Annotated in this window: 11 protein-coding genes; all 11 read left to right on the top strand. The window is 57.8% G+C overall.

Annotation, left to right across the window (positions count from 1 at the left end):
- The first annotated feature begins 38 nt into the window (after positions 1-38).
- Positions 39-2,132, top strand: coding sequence for a malectin domain-containing carbohydrate-binding protein (locus AB7S84_RS07335; protein WP_428153675.1), 2,094 nt, complete (start codon positions 39-41; stop codon positions 2,130-2,132).
- Between the two features lie 546 nt (positions 2,133-2,678).
- Entirely contained in the window at positions 2,679-3,509 is an 831-nt protein-coding gene (locus tag AB7S84_RS07340; RefSeq protein ID WP_428153677.1) for a malectin domain-containing carbohydrate-binding protein, read from the top strand.
- A gap of 531 nt (positions 3,510-4,040) precedes the next feature.
- Positions 4,041-4,577: a hypothetical protein gene (locus AB7S84_RS07345; protein WP_428153679.1), complete on the top strand. Its 537-nt coding sequence runs from the start codon at positions 4,041-4,043 to the stop codon at positions 4,575-4,577.
- 138 nt (positions 4,578-4,715) lie between these two features.
- Positions 4,716-5,963 (top strand): hypothetical protein, encoded by a 1,248-nt coding sequence (locus tag AB7S84_RS07350; RefSeq protein ID WP_428153680.1) that lies wholly within the window; start codon positions 4,716-4,718, stop codon positions 5,961-5,963.
- 403 nt (positions 5,964-6,366) lie between these two features.
- A complete protein-coding gene (locus AB7S84_RS07355; protein WP_428153682.1) occupies positions 6,367-7,779 on the top strand; it encodes a sugar transferase in 1,413 nt (470 codons plus the stop codon).
- A gap of 130 nt (positions 7,780-7,909) precedes the next feature.
- Complete coding sequence (gene rfbF, locus AB7S84_RS07360) at positions 7,910-8,683, top strand: glucose-1-phosphate cytidylyltransferase (protein WP_020877854.1); 774 nt, start codon at positions 7,910-7,912, stop codon at positions 8,681-8,683.
- A gap of 5 nt (positions 8,684-8,688) precedes the next feature.
- Positions 8,689-9,807 (top strand): NAD-dependent epimerase/dehydratase family protein, encoded by a 1,119-nt coding sequence (locus tag AB7S84_RS07365; RefSeq protein WP_428153687.1) that lies wholly within the window; start codon positions 8,689-8,691, stop codon positions 9,805-9,807.
- A complete protein-coding gene (locus AB7S84_RS07370) occupies positions 9,807-11,159 on the top strand; it encodes a UDP-glucose dehydrogenase family protein (RefSeq protein WP_428153689.1) in 1,353 nt (450 codons plus the stop codon). Before AB7S84_RS07365 ends, AB7S84_RS07370 begins: the two co-directional genes overlap by 1 nt.
- Positions 11,156-11,722, top strand: coding sequence for a dTDP-4-dehydrorhamnose 3,5-epimerase (gene rfbC, locus AB7S84_RS07375; protein ID WP_428153691.1), 567 nt, complete (start codon positions 11,156-11,158; stop codon positions 11,720-11,722). Before AB7S84_RS07370 ends, rfbC begins: the two co-directional genes overlap by 4 nt.
- On the top strand, positions 11,719-12,510 hold the full coding sequence (locus AB7S84_RS07380) for a nucleotidyltransferase family protein (protein WP_428153693.1): 792 nt from the start codon (positions 11,719-11,721) through the stop codon (positions 12,508-12,510). Before rfbC ends, AB7S84_RS07380 begins: the two co-directional genes overlap by 4 nt.
- Complete coding sequence (locus tag AB7S84_RS07385) at positions 12,507-13,790, top strand: NAD(P)H-dependent oxidoreductase (RefSeq protein WP_020877849.1); 1,284 nt, start codon at positions 12,507-12,509, stop codon at positions 13,788-13,790. Before AB7S84_RS07380 ends, AB7S84_RS07385 begins: the two co-directional genes overlap by 4 nt.
- The last annotated feature ends 173 nt before the right edge of the window (positions 13,791-13,963 follow it).

Below are 13,963 nucleotides of genomic sequence, written 5' to 3' on the forward strand. Positions count from 1 at the left end.
AACCTTGCGACATCTACAGAATCAAAGGAGATGTTGCGATGAAATACTTTGTTTTTACTGCCCCTTCACACCCTAAAGTCTTATCCGCGGGCTGCTTTGCCCTCGGTATTCTGATCAGTTTTTTCATGTTGACCCAGGTCGCCCATGCGGGAAACGTCGTGCTGGCCTGGGATCCGCCCGCCAATACCCAGGCGGCGGGTTACAGGATCCATTACGGCACCGGAAGCGGCGATTACCGCCAGACCCTCAACGTCGGGAATACCCTCAGCTGCAGCATATCCGGACTCGAGGAACAAAAGACCTATTATTTTGCCGCCACCGCCTATGACGGATCCGGCCTTGAAAGCGGCTACTCCAATGAGGTCCAGCATCGGATTCCCGTATCCGACACCGACGGCGACGGCGTGTCGGACACGGACGAACTCGAGATCTACGGGACGGATCCCGACAACGCCGACACGGACGGTGACGGGGTGAGCGACGGCGATGAGATCCATGTCAACGGTACGGACCCCACTCGCGTCGATGTCGTCGGAGATCCCAACGGCGACTGGGTTGCCGAGCCGATTTACCGCATCAACGCCGGCGGTACGGCGATTACGGCCGACGGCCTGACCTGGGACGCGGATTGCTTTTACGGCGGTGCGAGCAACACCTATGTCAAGGCAAAGTCCATCGCATCCACCGCCCCGGAGGCCCTGTACCAGAGCGAACGATTCGGCAGGCGGTTCAGCTACAGCCTGCCGGCGACGCCGGGGGTCTATTCGGTGAGACTCCATTTTGCCGAGATCTATTTCTCCTCGGCCGGCAAACGGATTTTCGACGTCGACGTGGAGAACGCCCAGGCACGATTGGTTCAACTGGACATTTTCTCGACGGTCGGCGCCGACCGTGCTTGCGTCAAATCGATAAACGACATCCACGTCAGTGACGGCAGCCTGGATATCGCCTTTGAAGCGCTGGCCGACAATGCCAAGATCGCCGCCATCGAGGTATTCAAGATAGTTCCCGTTGTCACGGATACCGACGGCGACGGCCTTACCGACAGTGACGAAACCCATATTTACGGCACCAACCCCGAGAACCCCGACACCGACGGCGACGGGGTGAGCGACGGGGACGAGGTTCACCTCTACGGTACGGATCCCAGAACAGATGAATCGGCGGGTGAAGATCAAAGCCCGGCAGGCGAAGCTCTTTACCGCATCAATGCCGGCGGACCTGCCGTAACGACCGATGGGTTGGTCTGGGAAGCCGACCGGTTTTTCAACGGTGCCACGAAGGTCTATCGGAATACGACCGCCATCGGGGCAACCCAGGCTGACGCGGTGTATCAGAGTGAGCGGTACGGCAGCCGATTCAGCTACAATTTCCCGGTGGCGGCCGGCACCTACACGGTGAGACTCCATTTTGCCGAGATCTACTTCTCGTCAGCCGGCAAACGGATTTTCGACGTCTCCGTGGAAGACGCTCAAGCCGGTTCGTTTCAGATGGATATTGTTTCGGCGGCCGGACCCGACTGCGCCCTCGTCAGGACCATCGCGGACGTTAATGTCACCGACGGGAGCCTCGACATCGATTTTGCGGCCCTGGCCGACAACGCCAAGATCTCCGCCATCGAAATCCTCTCATCCGAAAATGCGGCGGATATTCCGGTCAACACGGTGGTTCACCGCATCAACACCGGCGGCAAGGCCGTGACCCTCGACGGTGCGGACTGGGAGGCCGACCGGTATTACAGCGGTTCCACCGGCACCTATGCCCGGACCCAAACCATCGCGGGGACCACAGCTGATGGCCTGTATCAGAGCGAACGGTACGGGAAGCGGTTCAGCTACATTATCCCGGTCGACCCCGGCACCTATACCGTCAATCTCCATTTTGCCGAGATCTATTTTTCATCGGTCGGGAAGCGTGTATTCAATATCGACCTGGAAGACGGCCAGGGCCGGATCGACGGTCTCGATATCGTCTCGGCGGCGGGTCCCAACGCCGCTTTCGTCAAAACGATCGAGAATATCCAGGTCGTCGACGGCAGCCTCGACATCGATTTCGAGGCCCTTGTCGACAATGGAAAGGTATCGGCGATCGAGGTGATCATGACCGGCTTTGACGGCACTGCCAGATTGTAACGCGGCGCGGATTTCGAAAAAACGCTCGCTTCCGCGGCGGATGGGGAGATGTCGGCCGCCGTCGCCTTCCGGCACCGGCCTGTGAAAGTCGAAAGTTGAGAAACGAACCTGAACCGTTTTCAGGGTTAAAAAGCCAAGCATTTGAATTTTTTGTAGTTCATTCGCTTGGCTTTTGTATTTCACCCTTAGAATTGCGTGAATGGTAATAGTTAACAGAAAAAGAAGCGTGAAACCTATAACGTGCTATCGTACCTGTGAGTGTGATTCGAATTAACAGATTGGAATCACGTTAAATATACACGTTTTAGGAAATTGTAGAGAATTTTCTCGATCAAAGGTTCCTGGAGCGCCCGAGTTCCTTAATAATCACAGAAACGGTGTTGTCGTCGCCGTATCGAATTTTTGGGAAACCGTTCGAAAATTTGATTGGATCTGTGTCTACTTCGAATATAGAATCAGAAATTGCAGGCAGTTAGATACCGAAATCGAAACAGGAGTACATCATCCAATAGACTGCCTTAAGGTTGAGTTTCAGGAGAAATGTCGATGAGAAATTTTTATGAGTGGATTGTAACGGATTTGAGAAAGGTGTTTTTCCGCAGTGTGTGTGCCGGGCTTTTGATCGCGATGGGATGCGTTTGGGGTGCGGGCTCGGTGCATGCCGGCGATATAACCCTTGGCTGGACGGCGAACACGAGCCCTTATCTGAAAGGTTACAAAATATATTACGGTACGTCCAAGACCAGTTATGCCTCTAACATCAGTGTGGCCAAGACCACCAGCTGCACCCTTTCAGGGCTGAAGGAGGGTGTCTATTATTATTTTGCAGCCACCGTGCTGACCACGGACGGAAAAGAAAGCGGGTTTTCAAATCAGGTGGCCGCCTACATTCCCGTTTCCGGCGGCACCGCCTCATCGGACGTGGTCCACCGGATCAATGCCGGCGGTTCCGCCGTGACCGCCGGCGGTGTTGATTGGGACGCCGACCGCTATTACAACGGATCGACAAGGACGTACGGGAACAGCTCGTCCATCGCCGGCACGACCGCCGACCTTCTCTATCAGACCGAACGATACGGGAAAACCTTCGGGTACAGCCTGCCGGTGAGCTCGGGTGTCTACACGGTGAAACTGCATTTTGCCGAACTCTATTTTTCCTCGGTGAACTCCCGGGTTTTTGATCTCGAGGTGGAAAACCGTCAGTTTGCACTGGATAATTTTGACATCGTTCGGGAGGTGGGATCGAAAACCGCCGTGGTCAAAACCATCAACAACGTCCGGGTTGTCGACGGCAGCCTTGACATCGACTTCGGCGCTGCGATTGACAACGGGAAGATATCGGCCATTGAAGTGATTCTCGTTTCAGCCAATATCTGAGCACGACAACCCCATCCCCCCGTCATTTATCCCGTCGCCTTTCGATTCCTCCGGTTTGCCGAGGGATCGGAAGGCGCGATCCCTCCGTTCGGACCCTTTTCCATTTCCCGCCGACAGGCCGTCAAGGTCGTGACGTTTTTTGTCATCCTTGACCAAAAAAAGCGAAAAGAGCTCTTTTTAAAAGGGCATAACAAATCGTATTCACCTGGAAAAAATCACGTCATTTTGTGGTGTTAACGATCAAATCGGAGGCCCCGGCACAGCATTTGAGTCCTTGGTATCGATTTTGCTTGTAAATAATTTTATCCGGCGGAGCATCCTGAACTGCCGGGTTGACGGCGGCAGCGGCATTTCATAACATGTCAATAAACCGGAGACTTTGGTGTCCGTCGTTATCGATCGACAGGGATTTCCGGTCGCCGCGTTATGAATAGACAAAACTCGACACTTGACAATGGATAGTTATTATAGTCTCATTTAACTTTTATATTTAGGCACGACTATGGATTATCGCGGTGTGCTGGAGGAGTCATGAAGCGGATTTGTCGGGTCTGGGTGATGTCGGTTCTGGTTTTGACCTTCACGATCAAGGCGGTTGCAGACAATGGTGATGATCCGGGTGTGATGCCGGAAAACGCTGCCCTCTTCACGGCGTCGCTGGGTTGTGATGATGGATCGAGCCTCGACGACACGACGGACTTGGAGGCTTTCACCGGAAGTCCCGTTGAAGAGAGGGTCCATGACGGCATCGGGGACCGCTACCGTCTCGCGACTTACGGCATCAATCCCCTGGAGTTCAAGGTGTTCGATTTTGACAATGAAGACGCCTTCCAGGGCGGGCAAGACGGGTTCGAAGCCTCGTCCGGCCTTCAGGGCGGTCCGATCGGCAGGGAGACGGCATCCCGGTCGACCGCGGGCGGATCGCACCGGGATGACTGGATCTGGACCTATGCAACCGATCCCGACGCCGGCGAAAACGTCGGACTCGGTCCGCGCGCCCTGGCGATTCTGGGCCTGGGGCTTATCGGATGCTTTGCAATCGTACGGCGGAGATTGATGAATTGGTGACGTTCGCGTCATGCCGCTATCAGCGGTTCTGCAGAACCGCCGGGACAGGGCAGGACAATGTGTCGCTTGAGGTGTGGTTCCGGGCGGGATGACCCAAGAAGCGGAACCTGATCCCATTGCGAATCCAGAAGAGACGCTATGGAAATTCAGATCGCTGCGGTCATGGCCGCGGTGTCTGTTTGCGGGAATCGATATCGCCGCCGAGGGGGATCGACTATGAAATGGAAGCATACGGCGAACGGCATTCGATGGGTAAGGGGACGCGTTGCCGAGGGCCTGCGCAGGATCGGCGTCATCGATCGCGGCGATGCGGCTTTTGGGAAATCGCGTTTTCACGGGTCGGTGCCGCTCGAACCCCAACCGCTGCGGGAAGAGCGGGAACGCAGTGCCGCAGTGGAAGACCCCGTCTACGATGTGGTGCGGGACGCCGCGATTTTTCAGGAACCGAAAGAAGCGAAAATCCTCCGGATCCCCGACGGCCAAAAGTCGCTTTCCCACCGTGCCGAGGAGGGAGCGGATACCGAAACGATCGGCGGGCGTGAAACAACCGCCGGTGATGCACAGCGTCTGAGCGAAGCCCCATCGACGGCGGCGCCGCCGGAAGAAAAGCGGCCGCCGAAAAAGCAGGCGTCTTTGGAAAAGTTGGAAAAGAAAGATGTGTCGGAAAAGAAAGATCCCTTGACAAAGAGCGTTTCGCCGACGGAGAAAGGCCCTCCCGCGGCCGCGAACGATATCTCTTCCGAAGCGTTTCGGCCGGAGAAATCGCCGGATCCCGACGGCGTTCCAGCCGCGTCCGGCGAGACGGCGATACGCCCCAAACTGGTGATGATGTTGCGCTCGGATACCATCGAGGCGGAATGTTTCAAACTGTTCCGGAGCCTGCTTTCCCTGGCCGGTTCAGCCCCGTCGCCGAGATCCATATTGTGCGCCGGAGTCGCTCCGGGACAGGTCATGATGGTGGATTGCGATCTGAGCAAGCCGGATCTGAAAAACCTCATGGGGGCAGGCAGCCTGACCGATATCTGGGCGCACTCTTCCGGGGATGCTCCAAGCGCGTCGATGCCCACTGAGGCCCATGATCGTGCCCGTCCCCATCGGGCATGGTTGTCGCGATCACGGCAGCCTGGACAGACCCTGGATGAATTGGCCGCGCCTTACGATGAACGAACGGTGCTCTACGATTCTCCGCCCCCGGCAGCGGCAAACCGGGCCGGCTATGGGGACGGCGCCCTGATGGTCCTGGACTACGGCATCCTTCCCCACGAGCGCGTCAGGAGCCTTCTGGACCGGATCGGGCGCGATCGGATCCTGGGATGTATTCGAAGCCGGCAGACCCGGAAAGAACTGCATCTCGGCAATCAACGGGCGGCATCCATGATGCCGTAACCGCTCCGGATTCGCCGGGATATCGGCGTAGGTGTCAAAACGGTTCCCGAAGGGCGGCGACGCGGGGCTTGGATGCGGTTGCGGATATCGCTGTCAGGTGAAACGAAAAAGCTTTAAATAAAGCAAGTTATGGGTGGCCTCGGGTCGTAACCGACTGTGCGGAGCTATTTCTTGTTGAAATATTATGGATTCTGGCGCATAAGATATGGGGCGGTACCTGTTTTCATGTCGATAAATGCATCTTCAACTTTCGGTGTTGACTGAAGGCTGAAAGCTAAGGGGGTGCGCTTGTGACGAACGGAGCGCTTATCTTCCTTCAGTCTTCAGCCTTCAGTCTTTAATCCGGTCACCCTGACGAAAGCCGAAAGTTGCGTAAACTACTTGATCGAAAAGGCCCAGTGAAATGTTTGAGGAGAAATCCAAACAATTCGACCGAACCCTGTTGATATTCGACATCATTTCGACGATCATCGCTTTCACGACGGCATATTATCTGCGGTTCGAGGTGTTCACGGACGGGTCGTCGGACGCGTTGATCCACTTTTCGCTGCTGCCGATGATTCTGGCGTTGATGCTCTTTCATCTCTCCTATTTCAGCGCCTACTGCTCACCGAGGCGAATGACGGCGGCAAAATTGCTGTGGTCTGTTTTTATCAGCGTTTCGGCGACGATAACGGCTCTGGTCGGCATCATCTTTATCATGAAAATCGAGTATGTCAGCCGCCTGGTCGTGATCATTTTCATGGGACTCGTTTTTGTATTGCTCATCGTGAACCGCCTCGTTATCGTCGCCTATTTCCGCGGAAGCCTGAAGCGCGGCGAAAATTATCAAAAGGTGCTGATCATCGGGACCGGACCTCGAGCGGCCCAGCTGTCCCGGCTGCTGCAGGAAAAATCGGAGTGGGGCATCGACATCGTCGGATATCTCGATCCCCGTCCGGACTGGGACGGGGCCGAGGTGCAGGGTGGACCGCTGTTGGGCACGATAGAGGATATCAGCGCCGTTCTGAAGCGGTTTGTCGTCGACGAGGTCATCCTGGCCGTTCCCCGAACCTTGATAGGGGATGCCGAATCCATCGCCCATGCCTGCGAGGAAGAGGGCATCAAACTCAGGATCATGGCCGATCTGTACGACCTCGAGGTGGCCCGCGTGAGCCTCATGAAGCTCGACAACATTCCCCTCCTGACCCTTGAACCCGTTGCCCTGGACGAGTATAAACTGGCGTTGAAACGATTGATCGACGTCTTCCTTGTCGTTCTGTCGCTGCCGGTGGTCCTGCCCCTTATGGGGTGCATCGCCCTGGCGATCAAATTCGACTCTCCCGGACCGGTGTTTTTCATCCAGGAGCGGATTGGTCTCAAAAAACGGCGTTTCAACATGATCAAGTTCCGTTCCATGTATGAGGGCAGTGAAGGAAGATTAAAGGAATTGGAGCACTTGAACGAGGCAAAGGGGCCTATATTCAAGATCTCCAATGATCCGCGGGTAACCCCTGTCGGTCGCTTTATCCGCCGGACAAGCCTGGATGAACTGCCCCAACTCTTCAATGTCCTGGCCGGAAGCATGAGCCTGGTGGGACCGAGACCCATGTCGGTAAGGGATGTCGACCTGTTCGACCGCGGCATTCAACGCAAGCGATTCAGCGTGAAGCCGGGCCTCACCTGCCTGTGGCAAATCAGCGGACGCAGTGAGCTGCCGTTTTCCAAGTGGCTCGAACTCGATCTCTATTACATCGAGAGATGGTCCCTGTTTCTGGATTTGAAGATTCTGATCAAAACCATACCCGTCGTTCTCCGCGGCAGCGGTGCGATGTGAGAATGGCAAGGGCGGGCGATCCCCCCTGTCGACAGGTGAAAGATCGTGCGGCCGTTCCGGCGGCCGCATGATGTGCGCAGTCAAGGACTTCACGGACCCTAACAGAAAGAGAACGGACAGAGGATCTTACATGAAAGTCGTCATTCTGGCCGGCGGCTTCGGAACCCGTCTTTCCGAAGAAACCGGCGTCAAACCCAAGCCTATGGTGGAGATCGGGGATAAACCCATTCTCTGGCACATCATGAAAATCTATTCCTTCTACGGCATCGATGAATTCATCATCTGCCTCGGTTACAAGGGGTTGTGCATCAAGGAGTATTTTGCCAACTATTTTCTCCATTCCTCCGATGTCACCTTTGACATGTCCCAGAACCGCATGCATGTTCACAGGACCGCGGCCGAGCCCTGGCAGGTCACGCTGGTGGACACGGGCGAGAACACCATGACGGGCGGTCGGCTCAGGCGCGTGAAGGACTATATCGGCGACGAGACCTTCTGTTTCACCTACGGCGACGGGTTGACCGACCTGGATATCCGCGCTTTGATCGCATTCCACAAGTCCCGCAAGACGCTGGCCACCCTGACCGCGGTTCAGCCGCCGGGCCGATTCGGGGCCTTCAAGCTGAGCCATGGACAGGACCGGATCGCGGCGTTTCGCGAAAAACCCCAGGGAGACGGCGCCTGGGTGAACGGCGGCTTTTTTGTGCTGGAGCCCGGGGCTGTAGAGTATATCGAGGGAGACGACACCGTCTGGGAGCGGCAGCCCATGGAAAGGCTGGCCGAGAACGGCGAGCTGACCGCCTTTCGCCACAAGGGATTCTGGCAGCCGATGGACACCCTGCGGGACAAGATGGTCCTGGAGGAAATGTGGACTTCCGGCCGTGCGCCGTGGAAGGTATGGTGACGCCGATGGAAAACCTGAATAGCGCTCACGACGTCGTTTCCCGGGATCTCGCCTATATCAGAACGGGCGCCGAAGCGGCATTCGATAAACTGGCGGGGAAAGCGGTCCTCGTCACCGGAGGGGCCGGTTTTCTGGGCTATTACCTGGTTCAGGCCATTCTGTCCCGGAACGGCGACGTCCCGGCGGATCGGCGAATCCGGCTCACGGTATATGACAATTACATTCGCGGGGTTCCCCAATGGTTGAAGGCATTGTCGGGAAATCCGGACCTGACCCTGGTCCGGCACGACATTACGGGTCCCCTGCCGGATGCGATGCCCGATTTCCAGTACATCATTCACGCCGCGTCCATCGCGTCGCCGATATACTACCGAAAGCATCCCATCGAAACCATGGACGCCAACGTCAACGGCCTCAGGCGGCTTCTGGAGTATTGCCGGCGCCAACCCGCGGAAAAAGCGGTGGAGGGGTTCCTCTTTTTCTCCAGCAGCGAGATATACGGCGATCCCCCGCCCCATCGTATTCCGACCGACGAAACATATCCCGGCGAGGTCTCCTGCACCGGGCCGCGAGCCTGTTACGACGAGTCCAAACGGTTCGGAGAGACGTTGTCGGTCAACTTCGCCAGGCAATACGGCCTTCCGATCAAGATTGTCCGACCCTTCAACAATTACGGACCGGGCCTCAAGATCACGGACCGTCGTGTTCTGCCGGATTTTGCGCGGAACATTTTGAATGGGGAGGACATCGTCCTCCTGTCGGACGGTTCCCCCACCCGGACCTTCTGTTATGTGGCGGACGCCGTCATGGGTTATTTCAGGGTACTGGTCCACGGTCGCCCCGGGGAGGCCTATAATATCGGTGTCTCCACCCCCGAGATTTCCATGCGGGAGTTGGCCGAGAAGGTGGTCGGGTTGGGACGCGACCTCTTCGGCTACGCGGGTCGGGTGGTCCGCCGCCAAAGCGGAGACGAGAGTTATCTGACCGACAACCCGAATCGGCGGTGCCCCATCATCGAAAAGGCCCGCGCGGAGGTGGGATATTCTCCGGGAATCGAGCTGGAGGAGGGATTGCGGCGGATGTTGATCTGGTACGGCGACAACCGGAACGGGGAGGATGCCTGATGAACGTTTCCATTATCGGTACGGGGTATGTCGGCCTTGTGTCGGGCGTATGCCTGGCCGAGAAGGGGCACCGCGTCGTCTGCGTGGACATGGATGCCGACAAGATCGCCCGGATCAACGCCGGGATTTCGCCGATTTACGAACGGGGGCTCGATGCGCTGTTGCAGCGCAATATCGGGGGGAACCTCAGGGCGACCACGGACCTCGCGGACGCCGTACACGGATCCGAGCTGTCCATCATCGCCGTGGGGACGCCCTTTGACGGAGAAGAGATCGACCTCTCTCAAATCAAGGCGGCCGCAAGGGAGATCGGTGCGGTCCTCCGCGAGAAGTCCGGGTATCACGTGGTGGTGGTCAAGAGTACGGTGGTGCCGGGGACGACCGACGAAACCGTCCGTCGCGGCCTGGAGGCGGCTTCCGGAAAACGTGCCGGGGAGGCCTTCGGCCTGGGCATGAATCCCGAATTCCTGAGGGAGGGCGACGCCGTGGCCGACTTCATGAACCCTGATCGGATCGTCATGGGCGGTATCGACGACCGGAGTATTGAATGCCTCGATCTGCTCTATCGCCCGTTCGACGGCGTCGACAAGATCCGGACCACCTGTAAAACCGCGGAGATGATCAAGTACACCGCCAATTCGCTTCTGGCGACGATGATATCCTTTTCAAATGAAATCGGAAATTTATGTTCTGCATTGGGGGGTGTCGACGTGGTGGATGTGATGCGGGGCGTCCACCTTGACAAGCGGCTTTCCCCGATTCTTCCCGACGGCAGCCGGGTCGTTCCCGGGTTCACCACCTATCTGGAGGCGGGATGCGGATTCGGCGGGAGCTGTTTCCCAAAGGACGTCAAGGCCCTGATCGCTCACGGCCGCCGTCTGGGGCAGCCCATGACCCTCCTCGACGGGGCCGTAACGGTCAACCGGACCCAGCCCGATCAGATCATCAGATTGTTGAAGGACCATTTCAGGAGCCTGAAAGACATTCGGGTGGCGGTGCTGGGACTGGCCTTCAAGCCGGACACCGACGACATGCGGGAGTCGCCCGCCATCCCGGTGATCCAATGGCTTCAGGATGAAGGCGCCGACATTCATGCCGTAGACCCCGTGGCCGGGTCGGCGGCCCGGAAACTGTTCGGAGACCGGGGAATATCCTACCATGAACACATGGAAACCGCGGTGGCGGAGGCCGATGCCGTCGTTGTGCTGACGCGCTGGGATGTCTTTAGAAGGCTGCCGGAGATCATCGCGGAAAGAACCGTTCAACCGCTGGTCGTCGACGGCCGCAGAATGATCGGAAGGGACGCCGTGGCCCGCTATGCGGGTATCGGCTACCGGGAGATGAATCCATGATTTTCGATGCGCTTCCCATTGAAGGGGCTTATGCTGTCCGACTCGAGAAACGTGAAGACGAACGAGGCTTTTTCGCCCGCGCCTGGTGCCAAAGGGAGTTTGCGGCCCACGGCCTCGCAGCGACGGTCGTTCAGACCAATATCGCCGGCACCCGCCGGAAAGGAACGCTTCGGGGCATGCACTATCAGTTGGCCTCCCATGCCGAAGCGAAACTGTTCAGGTGCAACCGGGGCGCCATTTACGACGTCATGATCGATCTTCGCCCCGATTCATCCACATTCGAATCCTGGTACGGGATCACGTTGAATGCCCGGGACGATCGGATGGTGTATGTGCCGGAAGGGTGCGCTCACGGCTACATGGCCCTTGCCGATGATACCGAGGTCATGTATCTTGTATCGGAATTCTATAATCCCGACGCTGAAAGGGGGGTTCGCTGGAACGATCCGTTTTTCGCCGTATCGTGGCCGGCGGTGGAAAACGTCATCGTATCCGACAAGGACGGCAGTTGGCCGGATTACGCCGGTCGGGGGAATCTCCCGGATGAGGAGGGCGATCGGTGAAGCGGGTCGGCCTCGTCCCCGCCGCGGGTTCCGCGAACCGGATCGCTCCCCTGCCGTGCAGCAAGGAGATCTTTCCCGTAGGATACGGTAATGCCGGAGGGAAGGGGGGCCGGCGGCCGAGGGTCGCGTGTCAATCCCTGCTCGAAAAGATGGCGACGGCCGGCGCGAAGACGGCATTTATCGTTACGCGGCCCGACAAATGGGATATCCCTGCTTATCTGGGCAGCGGGAAAGGAATGGGGGTCGGCCTGGCCTATATCATGACGGATCCGACGCCGGGGGCCCCCTATACCCTGGACCAGGCCTTTCCGTTTGTAAACGACGCCCTGATTCTTTTCGGGTTTCCCGACATCGTCTTCGATCCGGACGACGCTTTTTTGCGGCTTCTGGGACGGCAAGCGGAGACCGATGCCGATATCGTTCTGGGACTGTACCGGGCGAGCAGACCCCATAAAATGGACATGGTTGCGCTGGATCCTTCAGGCCGGATTCGGGAAATCGTCATCAAACCCGGCGCTACCGATCTGACGCATACCTGGATTATCGCCGTCTGGACCCCTGTGTTTACCCGATTTATGAACGGCTTCCTGGCGGCGGCGCCGGCCGCCGACAAGAGACCCCCGGGCGAGCTGCATGTGGGCGATGTCGTCCGGGCTGCGATATCCCAGGGGGTGAGGGCCGAAACCGTTGTGTTCGAAGACGGCCGTTACGTGGACATCGGCACGCCCGAGGACCTCTATTCGGCCGTCAGGGAGAATATTCAATCACTGGAGACTGAGAATACATGATTATTGTAGACACCGCTCTGGCAAAACGTGAGGCAGAGAACAATCCCGTTCGGGTCGCCGTGATCGGCGCGGGGTATATCGGCCGGGGAGTCGCGCTTCAGATCGAACAATACGTCGACGGCATGCGGCTTGCGGCCATATCCAACAGAACCCTGTCCAAAGCGCGTCAGGCTTATCAGGATGCCGGACGTGAGGCGATTACGGCCGAAAGCGTCGCCGAGGTGGAGGACGCCGTTTCCAGGGGACGGTATGTGATCACCGAGGATCCGATGCTGGTCTGCAAGGCCGACGGCATCGACGTGATCATCGAGGCGACCGGGGATGTGGCCTTCAGCGCCGAGGTCGTCCTGGCGGCGATCGAACACCGCAAACACGTCGTATTGATGAACGCGGAGCTGGATGCCACCGTGGGCCCCATCCTGAAGGTCTATGCGGATCGGGCCGGCGTGGTCATCACCAATGCCGATGGGGACCAGCCCGGAGTGATGATGAACCTGTTCCGCTTCGTGAAATCCATCGGCTACAACCCGGTGCTGGCAGGGAACATCAAGGGGCTTCAGGATTATTACCGAACCCCCGAAACCCAGAAGGCGTTCGCGGCGGAGCACCATATCAGTCCGAAGATGGCCACGTCCTTCGCCGACGGCACCAAGATATCGATGGAGAACGCCGTCGTCGCCAATGCCACGGGCTTCAGGGTCGGTCGTCGCGGGATGTACGGCCCCCGCTGCGATCACGTCCGGGAGGCGGTCAACCTCTTTCCGCTGGACAAGATGCGGGAGACGGGTCTGGTCGATTATATCCTGGGGGCCGAGCCCGGCCCCGGCGTTTTCGTTCTCGGCTACAACGACGACCCCGTCCGTCGGGGGTACATGCGGTATTTCAAGATGGGGGACGGACCGCTTTATGCCTTTTATGTGCCGTATCACCTTCCTCATCTGGAGGTTCATCTGACGGCGGCACGGGCGGTGCTCTTTCAGGATGCGGCCGTGACACCCCTTGCCGGTCCCGTCTGCGAGGTGATCACCGTGGCGAAAAAGGATCTGAAAGCGGGCGAGGTGCTGGACGGCATCGGCGGATTCACCGCCTACGGCATGATCGAGAATGCCGCGATTCAGCGGGGAGAGAATCTGCTGCCGATGGGGCTTTCCGAAGGCTGCCGGCTCAAACGGGACATCCTCAGGGACCGCACCATCGCCTATGAGGATGTCGAAATTCCGGAAGGCCGCTTGTGTGACAAACTGCGGCGTGAACAGGATGCCTGTTTTCCCGGTTCATGATTGCTGTTGTCGTTTGGGTCGGCATTTGAACGTTGTAACGCAACTTTCGACCTTCATGATGGTGACCGGCACCCGCCTATGAAGGTCGAAGGTTGAGATTGTAATTTTGGGATGGATGACAACACCGTGATGGTCACGCCGTATCCGATTCGGAGACGTCATGGGATCGGGTC

Source organism: Desulfococcus sp. (assembly GCF_050178255.1).
Taxonomy (GTDB): Bacteria; Desulfobacterota; Desulfobacteria; order Desulfobacterales; family Desulfococcaceae; genus Desulfococcus; species Desulfococcus multivorans.